A 21878-nucleotide genomic window follows, 5' to 3' on the forward strand; every position below is an offset into this window, starting at 1 on the left:
CCGCGGGTCATGAGGTCCGCGACCGCATGTGGTCCATGCCGGACACCATGCACTCCAGGCCGTCACGGAAGCGCTGGCCCGTGCTGCTGGAGGCGCTGCGCTTGACGTAGTCGGCGAGGGAGCTCGGATAGTCCTGGGTGGCCGTGCTGAGGTAGGGCCCGAGGCGGTTCGCCCAGTCCTCCTCGCTCTCGGCGCTCTGCCGGGACATGGCCTGCCAGGACGCCTCGGACAGGGCCGCGCCCACGGTGTAGTAGTAGATCGCGGAGAGCGCGGAGTCCAGCTGGTCGGGGGAGAAGTGGGCCTGCTCAAGCATCTGGATGATGGCGCTGGTGTGGGCGAGGGCCCGGGGTCCCACCGGGGGGTGGCCGCCCATCAGCTCGATCATCCAGGAGTGCTCGAGCAGCACTTCGAACAGGTCCGTCGCGCAGGTCTGGATGTCGGTGCGCCAGTTCCCCGGCCCGGACGGCGTGAGCGGGTCGGGGAAGACGGCGTCGATGGCCAGTTCCAGCAGGTCGTCCTTGGTCGGCACATGCCAGTAGAGCGACATCGGCGCCGAGTTCAGTGACTCGGCGAGCTGGCGCATGCGCAGGTTGCGCACGCCGCCCTCGTCCAGGAGTCGCACCGCCCCCCGCACGATCTGCTCCCGGCTCAGCGGCTGCTTGGCCGGCCGCTGCTTCACCTCGCGCAACCAGATCGAGCCAGGTGGGCCGTTCGGTGTCGTGTGTCGTCCAGAAGTTTCAGTCACGTCTCTATGCTAACGCAGACTCGTACGTCGTACGATAGATGGTATGCCGTACGGGGACTGAGTTGACGGAATCCCGAAGGAGGCCGGCCATGGATGATGTGGTGGACGACAGGCGAGGCGGCGGCAAGGGAGGGGGCGGTGAAGTCCCCGGGGCGAAGAACCGGTGGGCGGTGCTCGGGGTCCTCTCGCTGAGCCTGCTGGTCGTCGCCCTCGACCTGACCGTGCTGAACGTGGCGCTGCCCACGCTGAGCACCGAACTCCAGCCGTCGTCGGTGCAGTTGCTGTGGATCGTCGACGTCTACTCGCTCGTCGTGGCGGGGCTGCTCATCAGCTGCGGCACCCTCGGCGACCGCCTCGGCCGCAAGCGGTTCCTGTGTCTGGGCTTCGTCGTCTTCGGCGCCGCCTCGGCCGCAGCGGCCTGGGCGAACGGGCCCGCGATGCTGATCGCGGCCCGCGCGCTGCTCGGCCTCGGCGCCGCGATCATCATGCCGTCGACGCTGTCGATCATTCGCAATGTCTTCACGGATCGCAAAGAGCGCACGGTGGCGCTCGCCGTGTGGGCCACCATGTCCGCGGCCGGTGCCGCCGTCGGGCCCGTGATCGGCGGCGTCATGATCGAGCACTTCTGGTGGGGTTCGGTCTTCCTGATCAATGTGCCGATCATGGTCTTGGCGCTGTTCGCCGCGGTGACCCTGGTGCCGGAGTCCCGGCACCCCGACCCGCCGCGCTGGGACACCGTCGGCGCGCTGCTCTCCGTCACCGGCCTGATCTCGCTGGTGTACGCCATCCAGCACGGCGGCGCGAAGGGCCTGGAGGCCCAGACGATCGTCACGGGCGTCCTGGGCCTGGTGCTGCTCACCGCGCTGGTGCTGCGGGTCCTGAGGGTGCCCGACCCGCTCTTCGACCCGGCGCTGTTCCGCAACCGCGCGTTCTCCGTGGCGGTCGCGAGCGTGGTCCTCGCCATGTTCGGCATGGGCGGGCTGATGCTGCTGCTCACCCAGCACTGGCAGTTCATCGGCGGCGCCTCGCCGATGGAGTCGGGCCTGCGGCTGCTGCCGCTGCTCCTCGCCACCATGATCGGGGCTCCGATCATGTCGGTCATCGTGCCGAGGTACGGCACGCGGTACGCGATGATGATCGGGATGGGGCTGATCGGCGGGGCGTTCTTCGTCTTGATGAACGTCAAGCCCGACACCGAGTACTGGGTCTTCGCCATCGCCCTCGCGGGCATCGGCGCCGGGGCGGGCTGCGCCATGACGGCCGCGTCGGACGCCATCATGTCGACGGCCGAGGCGGAGACCGCGGGCGGCGCCGCGGGCATCGAGGAGACCTCCTACGAACTCGGCAACGGGCTCAGCGTGGCGATCATGGGCAGTGTGGCGTCGGCCCTGTTCCGCAGGGAGATGGACACCTCCGTACCCGGCGTGGACGAGAAGTCCATGGACGCGGCGCGGGAAGGCCTCGCCGACGCCATCGGGGTCGCCGGAACGCTGCCGGGCTCCGCGGGGGAGGAGTTGAAGCGGCGGGCCGACGACGCGTTCGCGGACGCGTTCGGGTTCACGTCGCTGTGCACCGGCATCATTCTCGTCCTGGTGGCGATCGCCGTGTTCCTGTTCATCCCGCGCTCGGCCGGGCGGGTCACCCCGGCGGCCGAGGGCGCTGAGGGCGACCCCGAGGCGAGCGTGGACCTGGTGAAGCAGACACCGGGGGAGCCCGCCGAGAACCGGACCGAGTCCGCGGACCGGTCCTGACCGCAGGCGCTCCACGGGTCGCGACCGTACGCCTCCCGTGTGTCGCGCGCGGGGGCAGGCGGCGAGACAGCCGGGGCCCGGCACGGGCCCCGGCTGTCCGGCACTGGTGGGCACGCCCGTGCGCGCGGCTCTCTCCACGGGCCGGCGCACGACCGCGTCAGGACGCGCGCTTGCGGCGCTCGACGAGTTCCAGGATCTTGTCGAGCCGCTCCAGCTCCACCACCTCGTCGTCCGTGATCTCCACGTCGAGACCCTTCTCCAGGGCGAGGGCGAACTCGACCGTGGCCAGCGAGTCCAGGCCGAGGTCCTCCAGCGTGGACTCCGGGGCGATCTGATCCTCGGAGACGTCGAACTCCTTGGTGAGCAGGGACTTGACCGTTTCGTACACCGTTTCCTCCCGGGAGCGCAGTGTCGGTGGGGCCGGCGCGGGGCCCGCGCCGGGAGAACCTCACCCGCGATAGGCGTGCGCCGCGAAGGCCGTCACGTCCGGCCAGGTCAGCGATGCCGCGCCCCAGGCGAGCCCGCCGCCGAACGCCGCGAGCAGCACCCGGTCGTGCGGGCGCAGCTCGCCCTGGGTCGCGGAGTCGGCGAGCAGCAGCGGCAGGGACGCGGCCGCGGTGTTGCCGACGTGCTCGATGTTGGACAGGACCCGGTCGCGCGGGACGCCCAGTTCGTCGGCCACGGCCTCGCTGATGCGCGCGTTGGCCTGATGGGTCGCGAGCCGGTCCACGTCCTCGACGGCCCAGCCGGAGCGCTCCAGGACGTCGAGCGCCGACTGGGTCATGCGCTCCTTGGCGTGCCGGTAGACCTTGCGGCCCTGCATCTGCAGATGGTGGTCGCCCGCCTCGGGCGCGGCGTCGGCGGAGCGCTGCCGGGCGCCGCCCGCGGGGATCTGGATCAGGTCGCTGTACGTGCCGTCGCTGCCGAGCCGGATCGGGCCGATGGCGCCCGGCTCGTCCGGGTCACCGGCGCGAAGGACCACGGCACCCGCGGCGTCGCCGAAGATGACGGCCGTGTTCCGGTCCTCCGGGTCGACGATGGCGGAGAACGTCTCCGCGCCGATGAGGAGGACGTGCTCGGCGAAGCCTGCGGCGATCGCCCCGACCCCGGCCGACAGGGCGTACAGGAACCCGGCGCACACGGCGGCGACGTCGTGCGCGGCGACGGGGCCGAGGCCGAGCGCCGAGGCGACCTCGGGGGCGGTGGCCGGGCAGAGCCGGTCCGGGGTCGCCGTGGCGAGGACGACGGCGTCCACGCCGTCGCGGCCCGCCGACTTCAGCGCCAACCGGCCTGCCTCCACGGCCAGTTCCCGGGTGGCGGTCCCCGGGGCCACGGTGTGCCGCTCGGCGATGCCGGTGCGGCTGCGGATCCAGGCGTCGGTGGTGTCGAGCCGGGCCTCCAACTCGGCGTTGGTGACCGTGCCGGGCGGCACATAGCCGGCGACGCCCGTCAGGACGGCCGCGTGTGTGCGGTGCTTGTCCATCTCCTCGGCCCTCACGCCTTCCCCAGCAGAATCGCGCTGCTGACCATGCCGACGGTGTAGTTGAAGGACAGCGCGTGCTCGACGCGCAGCGGCCGGGCGGTGGTGCCCGGCACCGGGTCGAAGAGGCAGGCGTCGTCCGGGTCGACGCAGCCCGCCGTCGGGAACACCGCGCCGCCCTTGATCATCAGCGACGTGGCCGCCACGCCGAGGCCACCGAGCGGCCCGCCGTTGTGGCCGAAGCAGGCCTCCTGCACCGTGACGGGCATGCGCCTCGCACGGTCCCCGAAGAGGCTGTGCACGATGGCCGACTCCGTCTCGTGGAAGACCCGGTCGCCCTCGGCGCCGCCGTTGACGTAGTCGATCTGGTCCGGCTCCACCAGGCCCGCCATCGCGTCCCGCGCGGCCTGGACCATGCCGGTCCCCGCGCGGTCGATGGCGAAGGCGCTGTGCTGCGGGCTGCGCCGGGTGCGCTGCGCCAGCATCCGGGCATAGGGCGCCGCGCCACGTCGCTCGGCGTGCGCGCGGCTCTCCACGACGATCGTGACGGAGCCGCTGCCCATGTTGGAGCCCGGGGAGTTCTTGTCGTAGGGGCGCATCTGCGCGCCCATCGCCAGGGCTGCGTCCTCCATGGCGTCGACGGTGACGCCCTCTTCGGCGCTCAGCTCGGCGTAGCGGTCGAGCAGGTCGGCGTAGTGCCGCAGGAAGTCGAGGCCGAACACGTCGGCGCCGGTGACCACCGCGACGTCCACCTCACCACACGCGATCATCCGCTGGGCCATGCCGAGCAGCACCGCGGACGACGTACAGCCGTTGGAGACGGTGAAGTTGGGTCCTGTCCCGGCCACGACGGACACCTGGACGTTGGCCACGTCCATGGGGATGCCGGTGAGGGCGAGCCGGGTGCCGAGCTCGTTGATCTCGTCCTTGGTGGCCTTGGCCCGGTCGGTGGCGAGGATGTCGGCGTACTGGGCCGACCAGCAGTCACCGCCGTCGCGGGCGGCGAGGATCGCCGCCTCGGACAGCGCGCCCGCACGCCAGTCGAGTCCGGCGTCGCCGCAGGCCTCCGCCATGGAGATGAGGCCGAGCAACTGCACCGGGGAATAGAGTTTCAGGGCCTTGACGGGAAGTTCGGGATAGCGCTCCTGCACATCCGCGACATCGGTGCGCACCTGACCGAAGAAGACACCGTCGTTTTCCACGTGGCAGGCGCCGGTGGAGACGATGTCCAGGAATTCCGCGGACGTCGCGCACAGTCCGCCAGGGCCGGGCAGGGCGAATCCCATGCCCGTGATCAAGGTGTCGCGACCGGGATCCTGTTGCTGGTCCGCCATGAGACTCCCTGGGTTGCGTGCCGCTGTCGACAGGCCGCCCGCACGCGGTGGGCGCACGCTGACGCACCGTGCCGGTGACGGCTGCCGACGTTAGGGCGCTGACCTGCCGTGGCGTAACCGGCCGCAGGTACCCGGTTTCCGCGCCCGACAGGTATTGCTGGTACCGACATAGATAATTGGTACTTCACGTACTGGCGCCGAATTCTCCCGGGTACCGAGGGATCGATGCCGCCAGGGAAGCCGCCGGATAGTTTTCCCGCATGGCTGAACTGGCTGGATCCGCTGGACGGAAAGACCGCCGGGGCTCGGTACTGGTCACCGGTATCGGCGTCATGCTCCCCGGCGCGACCCACGTCAATGAATTCTGGCAGGACGTGCGCGACGGCCATTCCCGGATCGGCCGTCTGACCCGCGTCGATCCGGACCGCGCCGGTGTCGGCGCGGCCGCGGAACTGCGCGACTTCGACCACCGGAAGTTCCTGCCGGAGCTGAACGAGAAGTTCGCCGCCCGCTACACCCGGGACGCGCTGGTGACCATGTCGGCCGTCGAGGAGGCCCGCCGCGACGCGGGGCTCGGAACCGACGACGTCGACCCGCGCCGCCTGTCCCTCATCGCCTCGTCCTCCCGGGGACCCCTGGAGTGGGTCGGCGAGGCACTGACGGCCGACGACGGCGAGGGGGCCCCAGAGCCGGGCGGCACGGACCACTTCGGCGACAGCGGCGCCATGCTGCGCGGCATGCCCGGCGCCCCGGCCACCCTGTCCGCCATCTACGGCGACGTGCGCGGGCTCGTCACCACGCTGAGCAGCGCCTGTGTCGGCGGGCACCACGCCCTCGCCTTCGCCGCCGACCTGATCCGCGCGGGCACCGCCGACGCCGTGGTCGTCGTCGGCTACGAATTCCCCCTGACGCCCCTGGTCTTCCGGTCCTTCCGCGCGATGGGCGACCGCGTCCTGTCGACCGAGACGGACGACCCCCGGCGCGCCGTCCGTCCCTACACCCGCGACCGCGAGGGCTTCGCCTTCGGCGAGGGCGCCGTCGCCCTGTGCCTGGAACGGGAGAGCCACGCCCGGGCGCGCGGCGCCACGGCATACGCCCGCTTCCTCTCCCACCGGGCGCTGAACGAGGCCACCCACCCCTTCGGCATGGACATGAGCGGCCAGGTGACGGCCGCGGTCGTCACCGAAGCGCTGCACGACGCGGGCCGGACCCCGCAGGACGTCGACTGGTTCTGCGCGCACGGCACCGCGACACCGAAGAACGACGTGGCGGAGAGCCGCATGCTCGGCGCCCTCTACGACGGACGGCCGCGGTCCGCCTGGCCGCCCCTCAGCTCCGTCAAGCCCGTCTACGGCCATCTGCTGGGCGCGGCCGCGCTGGTGAACGCGGCGGCCGCCTCCCTGGCCCTGCACCACCAGTGCCTGTGCTCGACCGCCAACTACGCGGGCGCCGTCCCCGACCCGGAGTGCGACCACGACCACGTCGCGGAGGGCCCCCGCCCGACCCGCACCGACCTCGCGGTGTCCCTGGCCTTCGCCATCGGCAGCCAGACCTCGGTCCTCACCCTGGGCGCCGCGTGACCGGTGCGCCGCTCCCGCGGACCGAAACCCTGAAGGAGACCATGAGCACGCACAGCGGCACGGCGCCCCGCCCCGTCGTCGTCCCCGACGTCGACTCCCTGGTGTCCCGGTACGTGACGCCGGGCATGCATCTGCACCTGGCGATGACCATGGCCCGGCCCAACGCCATGGTCTACGCCCTCGCGCGGCAGTTCGCGGGCCGGGGCGAGTTCACCGTCAGCACCTCGGCGACGCACACGGCGATGCACGCGCTGACCATGTCGGGCGCCGTCAAGCACCTGATCACGTGCTTCCTCGGCGACACCTACCCCACGCCGCGCCCCAACCCGCTCTACCGCGACCTGGTCCGCGGCACCCCGTTCAGCTGCGAGCTGTGGTCCCTGCTCAGCTTCACGCAGCGCCTCATGGCCGGGGCCACCGGGCTGCCGTACGCCGTGACGTCCTCGCTCGTCGGCAGCGACCTGGAGCGCGGGCTCACCGCCCAAGCCCCCGACGCCGAGCGGCCGGGGGCCGGCGCGAAGTTCCTGCGCATGGCCGAACCGGCCGCCGGGGAGCGGCCGTTCGCCCTGGTGGAGCGGTTGCGCCCGGACCTCACGCTGGTGCACGGCGCCTGCGCGGACCGGCGCGGCAACATCGTGCTCGTGCCGCCAGCAGGGGAGGGCCCCTGGGCCGCGTACGCCGCCGAACAGGGCGTGATCGCCACGGTGGAGCGCATCGTGCCGGACGGCTTCGTCGACGCCCACCCGGAGCGGGTCGTCATCCCCGGGCAGCGCGTGCTCGCCCTGTGCGAGGCACCGCTCGGCGCGCACCCGCAGTCGCTGCGCGGCGTGGCCACCGGCGACGGGAGCGGCGACGTGGCGGGCTACCGCGACGACTACGCCTTCCTCACCGAGCTGGTCGAGCGCCTAGCCACGGAGGACGGGGCCAAGGAGTGGTACCGCGAGTGGGTCGAGGAACCCGCGGGGCACGCCCAGTACGTACAGAAGCTCGGCGCCGCGCGCCGCGCCGAACTCGCCCTCTACGCCACGCCGTTGACCCCGCGCGAACCTCCGGCTCCGCCGCCGCTGCCCGCGAGTGCCGAGCCGGTGACGCGCGCGGAGCGGACCGTGGTCCTCGGGGCGCGCGCCATCGTCGAACAGGTCACGAACGGCGCCTACGACACCCTGCTCGCCGGGATCGGCGTGTCCCACCTGGCCGCCTGGCTGGCCGCCGCGCTGCTGCGCGAGCGGGGCATCCGGGTGCCGGTCTGCGCCGAACTCGGCTTCTACGCCACGGACCCCGAGCCCGGTGACGTCTTCCTCTTCAGCCAGCTGCACGCGACCCGCTCCCAGCAGCTCGGCGGCATCCCGGAGATCCTCGGCGGCATGGTGTCGGCGAACCCGCGCTGCCTCGGTGTCCTCGCCGCCGGTGAGGTCGACGCGGACGGCAACGTGAACACCAGCCTGCTGGCCGACGGCCGGTGGCTGACCGGCTCCGGCGGCGCCAACGACATCGCCACGAGCACCGACTGCCTGGTCCTCTCCACGGCCTCGCCGCGCAAGTTCGTGGAGCGCGTCGCCTATGTGACCAGCCCCGGCGCCCGGGTGCGCGAGGTGGTCAGCCACTTCGGGCGGTTCCGGCGCACCCAGGACGCGACGGGCGCCCCCGGCCCCTTCCGGCTCGCCACCTGGCTGCCGCCCGGGGACGACGGACCCGCCCGGCCGCAGGACGCCGTGGCGAGCCTGACCCGATGGCCCGTGAGCAGCGCGGGCTGCGCCCCGGAACCGGAGGTCACCGAGGCGGAGATCGCCTGGCTGCGCAGTCTCGACCCGCAGGGTTTCTACAGGTGAGGAGCACGGTGTGAGCGGTGGCATCTGGATGGGCCAAGGCCTGTCCTTCCGAGGCTTCGGGCACTACTTCCCGCGGCACTGCGAGGAGATCCCGGCGGACCTGCCCCAGGCGCCCGAGATGGAGGCCGCGGTCCTCGGCCCCGACCTCGGCGTGGAGCGGCGGCACCTGTCCGACGACACGGAGACCGTGCCGTTCATGGCCGTGGAGGCCGGTCGGCACGCGTTGCGCAACGCCGGTCTGGAAGCCGACGACCTCGACCTGGTCGTCTTCTCCTCCTGGTCGCAACGCCGGTACGCGCCCGAGGACGCGCCCCGGATCGCGATGCGGCTCGGCGCCGGGCGGGCCCTGGCCTTCGACGTGTGCGCGGCCTGCGTCGGCTTCGTGCACTCCGTGCAGACGGCCGCGGCGATGCTGACCAGCCACCAGTGGCGGCGCGCGCTCGTGGTCTGCTCCGACCAGTTCTCGCGGCGGCTCAAGCCCGGACGGCGCGGCAGCTACGTCGGCGGCGACGGGGCGGGCGCGGCGGTCCTGGAGGCGGGGCCGCCGGACGACTCCCGGCTGCGGGACTCCGCCGTGCTCAGCTACGGCGAGCACGCGGGCGTGTCCAAGGCCCGGGGCAGCGACGGCTGGACGGTCAGCCTGCCCTCGATCGCGCAGGTGGCGGCGGCGACCGCGGGCGAGGCCACGGACCTGGTGCTGCGGCGCTGCGGCATGACGATGGCCGACGTGGACCGGGTGGTGCCGCATCCGGGATCGACACGGATCAGCGAGGAACTCATCCGGCGCATCGGCGCCGACCCCGCGAGGGTCCTGACGAACCTGCGCACCCGCGGCCAGACGACCAGCGCGACGATCCCGAGCGCGCTGTCGGAGTTCACCGAGTCCGGCGAACTGCGCAAGGGCGACGTGATCCTGTCGCCCGCGGCCGGGGCGGGCTGGTTCTCGGGAGCGCTGCTGTACCAGCTCTGAGGCACGGACGCGGGGCCGATGCCGCAGCTGTGGCATCGGGGCGACGACGCGACGACTCGCCACGGCCACGGCCAGGGCGTGCCACGACCACGGCTCGGCACGGCCCAGCGATGGCGCAGACCGGCACCACGCAGCGCGACGGCACGGCCCCGCGACGGCACGGCCTTGCGACGAGACGGCCTTGCGACGAGACGGCCCCGCGACGAGACGGCCCCACCACGAGACAGCGCGTACACGACGGGAAGACGAGGAAAGGACCTCCCCCCATGTCCGCAACCCAGTCACCGCTCGACAACGGCGGTCCGCCGGTCGTGCTCAGTGGCGTCGGCCACTACTTCCCCGGCGAGCCGGTCACCAACGACCACTTCGCCGGGCTGCCCGGTCTCGACGTGGACGACGCCTGGATCCGCACGCACACGGGAGTCCGCACCCGCCACTGGGCCGGGCCCGAGGAACGGTTCGCCGAGATGGGCGTGAAGGCGGCGCGGGCGGCCCTCGACGACGCGGGCCTCGACATCTCCGACGTGGACGTGATCGTCGGCACCAGCGCGACCGCCCGGCCGCGCGCCAACCCGTCCTCGATCGGCAACAACTACATGGACATCTCCCTGCCGGTGCAACGGCAGTTGGGCGCCCGGGACGCGTTCTGCTTCGACGTGACCGCGGTCGCCTGCGCGGGATTCCTGTACGCGAGCGTGGTGGCCCGCGGCCTCCTCGCGACGACGGGCGCCAGGACCGCCCTCGTGGTGTGCGCCGAGAGCCCGCGCGCCATCCTGAACTTCGGGTTCAAGAACTCCGCGCTGTTCGGCGCGGGCGCCGCGGCGGCGGTCTGGCGGCGCGGCGAGTCCGTGGGCGGCGGCGCCGACGGACTGCCCACCCGCAGCGGGATGATCGACGTCGTCCTGCGCGCCGACGGCCGCCACTACGACGCCTTCGACATCGACGAGAACGACAAGATGGTGATGCGCGGGGGAGTGCTCTCCGAGGTCACGCCGGACCTGCTCGTCGACGCCGGGCAGACGGTCCTCAAGCGCAATGGCCTGGCACCGGAACAGATTTCCTGGTGCGTTCCCCATCAGGCCAACACCAATCTCCTGCACCCGATGGCGGACCGCCTCGGAATTCCCCGGGAACGCATGCTCCTGAACCTGCCCCGGCGCGGCAACACCTCCAGCGTGGGCATGCCGAGCACGCTCTCCGAATACGTCCGCGACGGCACGGTGAAACCCGGTGAACTACTCCTCGGCGTCAGTATCGGGCGCGGTCTGAGCTGGGGCGCCATGGTGTTCCGGTACCGGTGAATCGCCGTACCCATGAAGCGCGGGGCCCCGAAGCGCCGTACCGCGGCCGAATCCGAGAGCGAGAGGTGAACGGTCTTGTCCGATTCCAGGAACGCGCTGGTGACCGGGGGCACCCGGGGCCTGGGCCTGGCCGTCGGCCGGATGCTGGCGGAGCGCGGGTGGCGCACCACCGTGCTCGGCCTCGACCCGGGCCGCATCGAGAAGGTGCGGGCCATGGCCGAGGCCGAGGGGCTCGACCTGCGCGCGGTGCGCGCCGACGTCACGTCGGAGGACTCCGTACGGGAGGTGTTCGATGAGCTGACGGCGGACCGGCCGCTGCACCTGTGCGTGAACAACGCGGGCCGCAACCTCTCCCGGCTGCTGCTGCGCAAGCCGCGGGACGAGAGCGCCGCCGAGCTGCTCACCCATCCGCTCGACGACTGGGAGAAGACGCTGCGGCTGTGTCTGACGGGGGTGTTCCTCGTCGGGCGCGAGGCCGCCGCCAGCATGGTGCGGCACCAGGTGGCGGGCGCCATCGTCAACGTCTCCTCCGGCCTCGCGGCGGGCGCCTACGGGCAGTCCGCGTACACCGCGGCGAAGGCGGGCGTGGAGGCCCTGACCCGCACCTGGTCCTACGAACTCGGCCCCTACGGGATCCGCGTCGTGGCCGTCGCGCCGGGGGTCATGGACGGCGAGGCGCTGCGCGAGAAGAGCACCGCCTTCCCGCGCCACGCCCACTACATGGACGGCCTGAAGCGCTTCGTGCCGCTGGGCCGTTGGGGCGCGGAGGAGGAGATCGCGGACGCGGTGTGCTTCGCCGCGGAAAACACCTATGTCACCGGTTCCGTGATTCGCGTCGACGGCGGCGGGCCGCCCGGCTGGGTGCCGTGACGGAAAACTCCCGTAACGGAAGCCCCCGTAACGGAAAACCCCCGTGACGGAAAGCCGCAGGGCCGGGCGGGCCGCGCCCATGAGCGAAGTACGTCGAGTACCCGCGGAATGAATCATCGAGTACTGGAGGCCAGATGCAGTCGAACGCCGACGCCACTAGTTTTCCGTCCATGACGACAGGCCACCACGGCATCTGGGAAGACGCCGGAATACGCTTCACCGGATTCGGCCACTACTTCGGTTCCGAGGAAATACACAACGAGGGCGTGGAGGACGCCACGACGAGCGTCGTGGAGGACCGCGTCATCGGCGGCGTCGGCGTCCGCACCCGCTATCGGGCCGGTGACCACGAAACCCCCGTCCTCATGGCCGCGGCAGCCTCCCGGCAGGCCCTGGAGCAGGCCGCAGTCGCCGCCGACGACATCGACGTGGTGGTCGTCAGCCACTGGACGGACCGCGACTACGTCCACGAGGTGGGCGCGCTGACCGCGGCCGAGCTCGGCATGAAGGGCTCCATGGCCTTCGAAGTGTGCGGCTCCTGCGCCGGGTTCATCCAGGCGGTGCACACCGCGGCCTCGTTCCTGACCTCCCCGACCGGCTACCGCAAGGCGCTGGTGGCGACCACCGAGCGGGTCACCCGGCGGGTGCGGCCCGGCTCCAAGGGCTCGATGCTGGTCTCCGACGGCGCCGGTGCCTGCGTCCTGGAGGCGACCCCCGGCGGCGCGCCCGGCCTGATCGACTCGGTGTTCCACACCGACGGCAGCCTCGCCCACATGTCCGCGGCGGGCGGGGAGAAGGGCTGGGTCAAGAGCCACCCGGACCTCAACGACGTCGCCCTCGCGCACATCGCCGACACCGTCGAGGAGATCCTCGGCCGCAACAAGCTGACCATCGGCGACATCGACTGGCTCATCCCGCACTCCGGGACCGAGCCGCTGGCCAAGGGCATCCAGCACAACCTGGGCGCGGACCCGGCCCGCGTCCTGACCAACCTGGCCTTCCGCGGCAACGTCTCCAGCGCCTCCATCCCCACCACGGTCTCGGAGCTGCGGGAGCGCGGCGTCGTGAAGTCCGGCGACCTGATCCTGTCCCCCTCCATCGGCGGCGGGGTGTGGTGCTGGGGCAGCCTCCTCTACCGGATCTGAGCGCACCGGGCGGGCCACGCGAGCCCGGCGAATCGAGCGAAGGGGTCCGAGCGGTGACCACGACCAAGAGCCCCCGGGACGCACTCGTCACCGGCATGGGCTTCTGCCTGCCGGGGCGCGGGGCGCCGACGGCGACACCGGAGCAGTTCTGGACGGCCGTCGCGCACGGCGACTCGTTCCTGGCGCAGGACGACGGCACGTACTTCGGCGGCGTGCCCCTCGACCCGGAGTCCGTCGCCGCCCGGCTGCCGGAGATCCCGCCGCGCTTCCTCGCGAAGTACTCCGACATCCATCTGTACGGGCTCCTCGCCCTGCTCGAAGCGTGCGAGGACGCCACCCTCGACTGGCGCGCGGGCGCGCTGCGGGAGGCCGCGGTGCTCGCGGGCCGCAACGCCACGGCCGACGCCATCGTCGACACCTACCTGCCGGTGCTGCTCGCCGACACCCGCCACATCAGCCCGCGCGAGGCCCGCTCCGTGCTGTTCCGCAACGTCCTCAACGCCGTGATGTCGGACGTCGAGACCACCCAGGCGGGCCTCGTGGGCGCCACAGGACCCAGCTACACGCTGTCGTGCGGATGCGCCTCGTCCGCCGTACTGATCGGCAACGCGGCCCGCATGATCGCGGCGGGCGAGACGGACATCGCCGTCGTCACCGGCGCCGACTACTGGCGCGAGAGCCGCCTGCGCCAGTACGCCGAGCTGGAGGCCCGGTCGGTCATGGGGACCGAGCCGCAGACCGCCACCCTCATCGACGTCCCCATGCGCCCCTACGACGAGCGGGCCGCCGGGCTCAACTACGGCAACGGCGCCGCCACCTTGATCCTGGAGAGCCGCGAGCACGCCCGGCGCCGGGGAGCGCGCAGCCACGGCCGGATCCTCGGCCAGACCACCACCCGCAACGCCCAGCCGAACCTGGCCCTGGACACCGACGGCGCCGGGGCGGTGCGCGCCGCGCGCTCCTGCATGGCGGGTCGGGCCTCGCCGGACGAGATCGACTACGTCAACGGCGCCGCCACCGGCGACCGGGCCTTCAACCTCATGGAGGGCAACATCATGCCCGCGATCTTCGGAGAGCGGACGGCCAGGCTGCCCGTCACCGTCCAGGAGGCCGTGTTTGGCCACAGCGGGGCGCCGCTCGGCGTGATCGGGGTGGCGGCGACGCTCCAGATGATGGGCCACGGCCACATCGCCCCGACCGCCAACTGCGAGAAGCCCGCCGAGGTGTGCACCTTCGACCCGGTGCCCGGCACGGAGGGCCGACCCGCGCGCGTCGACCTGGCCCTCAGCCTCAACTACACGATCGGATCCGTCGCCAGCGCGATCCTCCTGGGAGGCTCTGATGACTGAACAACGGCCGACCGATCCGGCCTTCGCCGCCCACCTGGAGACGGAGTCCCTCGCCCCCGTCGGCTGCCACGTCCTCCTGGAGTCCGCGCCCGGGGCCACCCACACCCGCGTGGTCAAGGACGCCTGGGAGCGCCTCGGCTGCCACGTCACCGCGGTCAACGGCGCGGACACACCCGAACCCCCCGACGTGTACTGCGTGGTGGCCCTCGGCAACGAAGCGCTCGGCAGCCGCACCTCGGCGTCGCTGCGCCGCGCGCACGTGGCCCGCGTCCTGGAGGCCATGGCCCGCCGGGGCCACGGCCGTGCCGTCCTGGTCACCGACGCTGGCCCGCACGTCCACGACGACGCGGAGCCCCAGTGCGCGGCGGAGCGGGCGGCCGACCACGCCTGGTGGCAGCACCTGGCCAAGCGGTGCGCCACCCACGGGGTCCTCGCCAACACCGTGCGCGTGGGCTACGCGCCGTTCCTCGGGCACGAGCTCACCTCCGAGGCCGAGGGCGAACTGCTCCGCCACCTGGTCACCCGCCGCCCGGTCACACCATCCGAACTCACCTCCGTGCTCCGCCTGTTGGCGTCACGCGGCTTCGGGAGCGTGGCGGGCGAGACCTTCCCGCTGGACGGCGGGCTCGACGCGGGCATCGTGCCCATGCCGTCGGCGCGGGCGCCCCGCCCCGCCCCGGCCACCGACACCCAGGGAGCCGATCCGTTCCTGCTCGCCGGGCGCGTCGTCATGGTCACGGGCGCCAGCAGCGGCATCGGCGCGAGCGTCGCGCGGGAGAGCGCGGCCCGCGGCGCCGACGTCGTCCTCGTCGCCCGCCGCCGCCCCGAGCTGGAGAAGCTCGCCGCCGAGGTGCGCGAACGGGGCCGCAGGGCCTGGGTGGTGACCGCCGACCTGTCCGACCCGGCACGGGCGGCCGGCCTTGTGCACGAGGCATGGGAGCGCGCGGGGGGCGTCGACGCCCTCGCCTACGCCGCGGGCGCCGTCACCTTCGACGGCGCCGGTGACAACTCCGAGAACCGCCAGCGGCTCCTGGCCCTCAACTCCCTGGCGTACGCCGGTACGTGCGAGGCCCTGCTCAAGCACTGGGCGACGGCCCGCAGGGGCGGCGCGGTGGCCGTCGTCTCCTCGCTGGCCGCGGTGAGCGCACCGGTGGCGAACCTGGCGAGCTACGGCCTGAGCAAGGCCGCGACCGCCCAGTTCACCAGCCACTTCGCCACCTCCGCGGCCAGGTACGGGGTGCGGGCCAACAGCGTGCTCCCCGGCTTCGTCCGCACCCCGATGACGGACGTCACCAACCCCGCGTTCCTGGAGGCGACCAACCGGCTCGTGCCCACCGGCCGGATGAGCGAGCCCACGGAGGTCGCGGCGCTCGTCTGCTACCTCATCAGCCCCGCCGCGGCCGGGCTGACCGGCGCGCGGCTGCGCGTGGACGGCGGTGGCCACTGCCTGGCCGGACTGCCGCACCTGGACCCGTCCGAGCACTCCCCAGAGGAAGGACCCCGGCAGTGACGCCCACCGCGCCGCGCCCCCGCCCCGCCGCCCCGGAAGGAGAGCACAGGTGACCGACGACAGGCCCCTCAAGGGCAAGGTGGCCCTCGTCGCGGGCGCCTCCTCCGGGATCGGGGCGAGCATCGCCCGCACGCTCGCCCGGGCGGGTGCCTCCGTCGCGCTCGTGGCCCGGCGCAAGGAACAGCTGGCCGCCGTGGAACAGGACGTGGCGGGGCACGAAGTGCCCGCCGTCACCCTCGTCGCCGACCTGGCGGCCGACGGCGCCCCCAAGGACGCGGTGGCCGCGGCCGAACGGGTCCTCGGGCCCATCGACATCATGGTGAACAACGCCGCCCTGGCCCGCACCGGGCCCATCCACGACACCCACCCCCGGCACTGGCGGCAGGCCTTCCACCTGAACCTGGACGTGCCGTTCCTGCTGGCCCGCGCCGTCCTGCCCGGCATGCGCGAACGCGGCCACGGCTGGATCGTCAACATCAGCTCCGAGGGCAGCCTGCTCCAGGCCGACTGGTCGGCCCCGTACTCGATCACCAAGCGCGCCCTGAACGCGCTCACCGCCCAAATCGACCTGGAGAACCGGCACATGGGGGTGCGCGCCATCGCCGTGCTCCCCGGCTGGGTGCGCACCGACCTGGCGCAGGACCCCGAGACCCTGGGCGTCGAGGTCAGGGACCTGCTGGATCCCGCGGACATCGCCGACGTCGTGCTGTGGGCCGTCACCCGCCCGCCCGCGGTCAGCATCGGCCCGCTGATCCCCGTGCGCCCCGTCAGCAGGAACGCGCAGACCCTGGTCAACTGGGAGCAGTACCTACGGACGCTGCGCCACTACGACGCCTCCGGCGGCCACATGGTCGACGTACCCGGGATCCCCGAATGACCGGCGCCACGACCGCCCCCGTCCCGGCCGCGGCGCCGCGGCCGGGCGAGCGGGCGGCCGACCCCGTCGTCGAGATCCTGCCGCCCGGGGACCCCCGGGTCCCGGACGCCGCGCACTGTGTGACGGGCGAGCTGCTCGCCGCCCGCGCCCGGGCCCACCCCGACCGCGTGTACGCCGTCTTCGACGACTCCATCGACAGCGGCGAGACCACCACATGGACGTACGGGCAGGCCTACGACGACGCGCGCGCCACCGCCGCCGCCCTGCACCGCCTCGGCGTGCGCCAGGGCGACACCGTGCTGTGCTGGCTCCCCAACGGCCGGGACGCGCTGCGGGTCTGGTACGGCGTCAACCTCCTCGGCGCCGTCCACGTACCCGTCAACACCGCCTACCGGGGCAGCCTGCTCGGGCACGTGCTCGCCAACTCCGGCGCCCGCGTCCTGGTCGCCCACGCGCTGCTCGTCGGCCGCCTCCAGCACACCGGCGGCGCCCGCCTCCAGGAGGTCGTCGTCCTCGGCGGCGGCCCCGACGACCCGTGGCCCGACGCCTTGCCCGGCGCCCCGCGCGTGCACGGCCCCGCGGCGCTGCGCGGGCGGCCGGAGGACTTCGTGCCGCCCGCGCGGCCGGTCGCGCCCTGGGACACCATGGCGGTGATCTACACCTCGGGCACCACGGGACCGTCCAAGGGCGTCCTGGTCTCCTACGTCCACCACTACTCGACGGTGACGGCGCTGCTCGACGACGACATCACCGAGCACGACCGGTACCTGCTCAACCTGCCGCTGTGCCACGGCGGCGGCACCGAAGTGGCCTACTGCATGCTCCTGTACGGGGGGTCGGTCGTCGTCACCGAGGGCTTCAGGACAGCTGAGTTCTGGGAGGTGATCCGCCGGTACGAGGTCACCATGTGCACCCTGCTCGGCGCCATGGTGGACTTCCTGCTCGGCCCGGAGCCCCGCCCGGACGACACCGGCCATCCGCTGCGCGCCGCCTGCGTGATCCCGCTGACGCGCCAGGCCCTCGACTTCGGCCGCCGCTTCGGCGTGGACGTCTACACCGGGTTCAACATGTCCGAGACGTCGGCGCCGCTGGTGTCCGCGCTCAACCCCCAGCGCACCGGCAGCTGCGGGCGGCCGCGCCCCGGCGTGCAGTGCCGGGTGGTCGACGAGCACGGCATCGACGTACCGGACGGCACGGCGGGCGAGCTGGTGCTGCGCGCCGACCGGCCCTGGTCGCTGTTCCACGGCTACCACGGCATGCCGGAGGCCACCGCGGCGGCGTGGCGGCACGGCTGGTTCCACACCGGGGACGCCGTGCTGCGCGAACAGGGCGGCGACTACTTCTTCGTGGACCGCATCAAGGACGCCATCCGGCGCCGCGGCGAGAACGTCTCCTCCGTCGAAGTGGAGGCCGAACTGCTCAGCCACCCCGCCGTGGCGCTCGCCGCGGCCGTGGCGGTCCCCAGCGAACAGGCCGAGGACGAGATACTCGCCGCCCTCGTGCTGCGGCCCGGCGTGCGCTTCGCCCCGGAGCAGTTCCTCGCCCATCTGCGGCCGCGCATGGCCCACTTCATGGTGCCGCGCTACGTACGGGTCCTCTCCGAGCTGCCCGTGACGGAGACGGGCAAGGTCCGCAAGGAGACGCTGCGCGCGCAGGGCGTCACCCCCGACACCTGGGACCGGGTGGCCGCAGGGATCGAGGTCACCCGTGACCGCATCCGCTGAACCGGCCGCCGCGCACCGCGTCGTCGACGTGTGCGCGCTGGCCCTGGACCGGGAGTGCTGGCGCACGTACTTCCGCGGGCTCGGCGCGGTGGCACCCACCTATCTGCGCGCCTTCGGCCGCCACGCCACGGCGGTCTTCGGCGCCGACCACGCCCGCTTCCGGGCCCGCCTGGACGCGGGCGACCAGGACGGCGCCGTCGACCTGCTCGTCGCGGGCCGACCCGAGCGCGTGGACACCGAGGCACTGCTGTCGACCATGGACGACAACGGCGTCGTCCACCAGGTCCTGATGAGCTGCGGCGGCGCCACGGCCGACGGCGACGACGTCAACAGCCGCGTCGCCGCCGTCGCCGCCAAGGCCCCCGACCGGCTGCAGGCCTGGGCGGGCATCGACCTCACCGACCCCGCCCGGGCCGTCGCGGAGCTGGAGCGCTGCCACGGCCTCGGCATGCGCGGGTTCGCGGTGACCCCGTTCTGGCAGGGCGTCGACCCGCGCGACGCGGCGTACGACCCGGTCTACGCCAGGGCGCAGGAGCTCGGCATGCCGCTGTGGCTGCACACCGGGCACCACTTCTCACGGCACGCCGCCGAGCTGTGCCACCCCCGCAACGTCGACTGGATCGCCCTGCGCCACCCCGGCCTGCCCGTCGTGGCCGGGCACGCGGCCTGGCCCTGGGTGCTCGACCTGATCTCCGTCGCCCAGCGCCACCGCCACGTCTACCTCGACATCTCCTCCCACCGGCCGCCGTGGATGGCCCGCCCCGGATCGGGCTGGGAGCCACTGCTCCTGTACGGCAGCACCGCGCTGCGCGGCCGGGTCCTGTTCGGCTCGGCGACCTGGGTCAACGCCGACCCGGTCGCCGTCCTCGCCCGGCAGGTGGCCGACCTCGGCCTCGGCGCCGAGGTCACGGACGGCTGGCTGTACGGCAACGCGGCCCGGCTGCTCGGCCTCGGACCTGGCTGACGCCCGGGCGCCGCCCCCGCACCCGCCGACACCCCCACCCCACCCACGATCCACCCGCACCCCGCCCCCATCCCGAACCCCCGACCACCACCAGCGAGCGCACCCAGCAGAGAAAGGGACCCATCGTGATCGACCCCGCTGACTACGCCCTGTGGAACAGCGGCGTGCCGCGCCCGTACCTCAAGGCGCTGTCCCCCGACGACCTGCTCGCCGAGTCCGACGGCGTGCGTGTCCGCGACTCCGGCGGACGCTGGTACCTGGACGGCCGCTCCGGACTGTGGAACGTGACCCTCGGCTACGGCAACACGCGCGTCAAGGAGGCCATCAAACAGCAGGTGGACCGGTTGCCGTTCGCCAACAGCTACGGCTACGGACGCCCCGCCCAGGTCACCGTGGACTGCGCCGAGGCCCTCGTCGGCCACCTGCCCGAGGGCATCAACCACGTCCGCTTCGCCAGCAACGGCGCCCAGGCCGTGGAGATGGCCCTGCAGCTCTCCCGCTTCCTGCGACTGCGGGCCGGACAGCCCGAGCGCATGGCCGTGTTCGCCATGTGGGACGGCTTCCACGGGCAGGGCCCCGGCGCCGGCATGGTGACCGGCGTCCCCTATCTGCACCACCAGACCGGCCCGATGCTCCCCGAGGTGCACCACGCCCCGGGCCCGTTCTCCGTGGGCGCGACGCCCGGGGTCAGCGACATGGAGCGGCTGATCCGCGAATTCGGCCCCGAGCGGGTGACCGCGGTGATCGTGGAGCCCGTCGTCGGCGAGGGCGGGCACATCCTCTCGCCCGAGTACCTGGGCTCCCTCGGCCGGTTCTGCCGGGAGCACGACATCCACCTGATCTTCGACGAGGTCGTCACCGGCATGGGCCGCGTCGGCGACTTCACCCGCGCCGGGCAACTGCCCGACGTCACCCCCGACATCATCACCCTGGGCAAGGGCATCACCTCGGGGTACGTACCGATGTCGGCGGTCGCCCTCCACGACCGTCTCTACGAGCAACTGCACGAGCGCACCACGGGCGACACCGCGCTGAGCGTCGGCTCGACCAACGACGGCCACGCGGTGGCCGCCGCGGCCGCTCTCGCGGTGATCGCGGCCCTCACCGAGGACGGCGTCCTGGAGAACGTGCGCCGCCGCGAGGCGGACCTCATCGCCGCCCTGGGCAAGCTCCAGGCCCAGCACCCCGAACTGACCGGCTTCCGCTGCCTGGGCCTGTTCTGCGGCCTGGAGTTCGGCGAGCCCGGCGGGCCCTCGTGGTCGCCCGGCAAGGTCAACAGGCTGCGCATGGCCCTGGAGAGCCGGGGCGTGCTCAGCTCCAGCCTGCGCGTGGTGCCGAACCTGATGCTCATGCCGCCGCTCGTCATCACCGAGGACGACGTGGCGGAGATCGCGAGCGCGCTCGACGGCGCGCTCACCGATGTGAAGTCGGGTCGCCTTCCCGAGTCCGGCTTCGCCAAGGCCATGGGGTGACACCCCGGGGCCACGGCATGCCGACGGGATCCTTCCACGTGACGAGAGGTGAGTGACGAGATGGCCAGTCAGCACACCGGCCGCAAGACCAGCAAGCAGTGGCAGGAAGAGGCGGCGGAGGAGTGGGACCGCTACGCCGACATCTGGGACAGCTGGACGCCCGACGACAGCCGGGACGACGCGGAGGAGGCCGCGGACTTCCTCGCGGCGCTCGCCAAGGACGGCACGGCCCTCGAACTGGGCATCGGGACCGGCCGCGTGGCGCTCCCGCTGGCGCAGCGCGGCGTGCGGGTGAGCGGCATCGACGCCTCGCCGAAGATGCTGCGGAGGCTGAAGGAGAAGCCCGGCGGGGACCAGATCGAGGTCTTCGAGGGCAACTTCGCCGACGTCGACGTCGAGGCGGAGTACGACGTCGTCTTCATCGCCCTGGCCACGCTGTTCGTCCTGCCGGACCAGGAGGAGCAGGCACGCTGCCTCGCCAACAGCGCCAAGCGGCTCAAGCCCGACGGGCGGCTCGTCGTCCAGAACATCGTGCCGGACATGACGTACTACCAGCGCGGGCGGCAGAACGACTACGGCATGACCGAGCCGTTCCGCATCTCGGGGCGCCTCGCCGGGCACCCGCGGCTCGCCTGGTTCGAGATGAACCACGTCGACCCGACGACCCAGATGGTCAAGCGCACCGACGTCATCATGAGCGAGAAGGGCAACAAGATCATCGCGGCGACCATGCGCTTCGTCTGGCCGTCGGAGCAGGACCTCATGGCCCGCCTGGGCGGTCTGGAGCTGGAGGACCGCTGGGGCGGCTGGCGCAAGGAGCCGTTCCACTACGACAGCAGGGACGCGGTGTCCGTCTACCGCAAGCAGTAGCCGTCCCACGACAGGGGGGTGGGGGGGGGGGGGGGGGGGGCCCGGCGCGGCCCCCCCCCCCCCCCCCCCCCCCCCCCCCCCCCCCCCCCCCCCCCGCGGGGCCCCCG

General features: G+C 72.9%; 18 protein-coding genes. 14 read left to right on the top strand and 4 right to left on the bottom strand.

Features of this window, described 5'->3' with window-relative positions; all coding sequences use genetic code 11:
* Positions 1-7 precede the first annotated feature (7 nt).
* The gene (locus ACIG3E_RS29495; RefSeq protein WP_399622525.1) at positions 8-679 is read right to left on the bottom strand and encodes a TetR/AcrR family transcriptional regulator; all 672 of its coding nucleotides are present in this window, start codon (positions 677-679) and stop codon (positions 8-10) included.
* Between the two features lie 155 nt (positions 680-834).
* Between ACIG3E_RS29495 and ACIG3E_RS29500 the strand changes: the two genes are divergently transcribed.
* Positions 835-2496, top strand: coding sequence for an MFS transporter (locus ACIG3E_RS29500; protein WP_399622527.1), 1662 nt, complete (start codon positions 835-837; stop codon positions 2494-2496).
* Between the two features lie 157 nt (positions 2497-2653).
* Here ACIG3E_RS29500 and ACIG3E_RS29505 read toward each other — a convergent pair whose 3' ends face one another.
* Genes ACIG3E_RS29505 through ACIG3E_RS29515 form a run of 3 tightly spaced genes read right to left on the bottom strand, consistent with a single transcriptional unit; the run spans position 2654 to position 5310 of the window.
* Positions 2654-2884 carry an acyl carrier protein gene (locus tag ACIG3E_RS29505; protein ID WP_399622529.1) on the bottom strand — a complete coding sequence of 77 codons (231 nt, stop codon included), beginning with the start codon at positions 2882-2884 and terminating at the stop codon, positions 2654-2656.
* 60 nt (positions 2885-2944) lie between these two features.
* On the bottom strand, positions 2945-3979 hold the full coding sequence (locus ACIG3E_RS29510) for a beta-ketoacyl-ACP synthase III (protein ID WP_399622574.1): 1035 nt from the start codon (positions 3977-3979) through the stop codon (positions 2945-2947).
* 11 nt (positions 3980-3990) lie between these two features.
* A complete protein-coding gene (locus tag ACIG3E_RS29515; RefSeq protein ID WP_399622530.1) occupies positions 3991-5310 on the bottom strand; it encodes a beta-ketoacyl synthase N-terminal-like domain-containing protein in 1320 nt (439 codons plus the stop codon).
* A gap of 260 nt (positions 5311-5570) precedes the next feature.
* Between ACIG3E_RS29515 and ACIG3E_RS29520 the strand changes: the two genes are divergently transcribed.
* From ACIG3E_RS29520 to ACIG3E_RS29580, 13 genes are all read left to right on the top strand, one after another.
* On the top strand, positions 5571-6890 hold the full coding sequence (locus ACIG3E_RS29520) for a beta-ketoacyl-[acyl-carrier-protein] synthase family protein (RefSeq protein WP_399622531.1): 1320 nt from the start codon (positions 5571-5573) through the stop codon (positions 6888-6890).
* A 41-nt stretch (positions 6891-6931) separates the two neighbouring features.
* Positions 6932-8719, top strand: coding sequence for a CoA-transferase (locus tag ACIG3E_RS29525; RefSeq protein WP_399622533.1), 1788 nt, complete (start codon positions 6932-6934; stop codon positions 8717-8719).
* Between the two features lie 10 nt (positions 8720-8729).
* On the top strand, positions 8730-9689 hold the full coding sequence (locus ACIG3E_RS29530) for a ketoacyl-ACP synthase III (protein ID WP_399622535.1): 960 nt from the start codon (positions 8730-8732) through the stop codon (positions 9687-9689).
* A 266-nt stretch (positions 9690-9955) separates the two neighbouring features.
* Positions 9956-10990 (top strand): 3-oxoacyl-ACP synthase III family protein, encoded by a 1035-nt coding sequence (locus ACIG3E_RS29535; RefSeq protein ID WP_399622537.1) that lies wholly within the window; start codon positions 9956-9958, stop codon positions 10988-10990.
* A 75-nt stretch (positions 10991-11065) separates the two neighbouring features.
* Positions 11066-11860 carry an SDR family NAD(P)-dependent oxidoreductase gene (locus tag ACIG3E_RS29540; RefSeq protein WP_399622539.1) on the top strand — a complete coding sequence of 265 codons (795 nt, stop codon included), beginning with the start codon at positions 11066-11068 and terminating at the stop codon, positions 11858-11860.
* Positions 11861-12030: 170 nt separating this feature from the next.
* Positions 12031-13005, top strand: a complete 975-nt coding sequence (locus ACIG3E_RS29545) for a ketoacyl-ACP synthase III (protein ID WP_399622540.1) — start codon at positions 12031-12033, stop codon at positions 13003-13005.
* Between the two features lie 53 nt (positions 13006-13058).
* Positions 13059-14354 carry a beta-ketoacyl-[acyl-carrier-protein] synthase family protein gene (locus tag ACIG3E_RS29550; protein WP_399622541.1) on the top strand — a complete coding sequence of 432 codons (1296 nt, stop codon included), beginning with the start codon at positions 13059-13061 and terminating at the stop codon, positions 14352-14354.
* Positions 14347-15864, top strand: a complete 1518-nt coding sequence (locus tag ACIG3E_RS29555; protein WP_399622542.1) for an SDR family NAD(P)-dependent oxidoreductase — start codon at positions 14347-14349, stop codon at positions 15862-15864. The genes ACIG3E_RS29550 and ACIG3E_RS29555 overlap by 8 nt, the downstream gene beginning before the upstream one ends.
* A 49-nt stretch (positions 15865-15913) precedes the next feature.
* Positions 15914-16741, top strand: coding sequence for an SDR family oxidoreductase (locus ACIG3E_RS29560; RefSeq protein WP_399622543.1), 828 nt, complete (start codon positions 15914-15916; stop codon positions 16739-16741).
* A complete protein-coding gene (locus ACIG3E_RS29565; RefSeq protein ID WP_399622545.1) occupies positions 16738-18465 on the top strand; it encodes an AMP-binding protein in 1728 nt (575 codons plus the stop codon). Before ACIG3E_RS29560 ends, ACIG3E_RS29565 begins: the two co-directional genes overlap by 4 nt.
* Positions 18449-19429: an amidohydrolase family protein gene (locus ACIG3E_RS29570; RefSeq protein ID WP_399622547.1), complete on the top strand. Its 981-nt coding sequence runs from the start codon at positions 18449-18451 to the stop codon at positions 19427-19429. Before ACIG3E_RS29565 ends, ACIG3E_RS29570 begins: the two co-directional genes overlap by 17 nt.
* 125 nt (positions 19430-19554) lie before the next feature.
* Positions 19555-20901 carry an aspartate aminotransferase family protein gene (locus ACIG3E_RS29575; protein ID WP_399622549.1) on the top strand — a complete coding sequence of 449 codons (1347 nt, stop codon included), beginning with the start codon at positions 19555-19557 and terminating at the stop codon, positions 20899-20901.
* 60 nt (positions 20902-20961) lie between these two features.
* Positions 20962-21771 (top strand): class I SAM-dependent DNA methyltransferase, encoded by an 810-nt coding sequence (locus ACIG3E_RS29580; RefSeq protein WP_399622551.1) that lies wholly within the window; start codon positions 20962-20964, stop codon positions 21769-21771.
* The last annotated feature ends 107 nt before the right edge of the window (positions 21772-21878 follow it).

The sequence above is a fragment of the Streptomyces sp. NPDC053474 genome, from assembly GCF_044544845.1.
Taxonomy (GTDB): domain Bacteria; phylum Actinomycetota; class Actinomycetes; order Streptomycetales; family Streptomycetaceae; genus Streptomyces.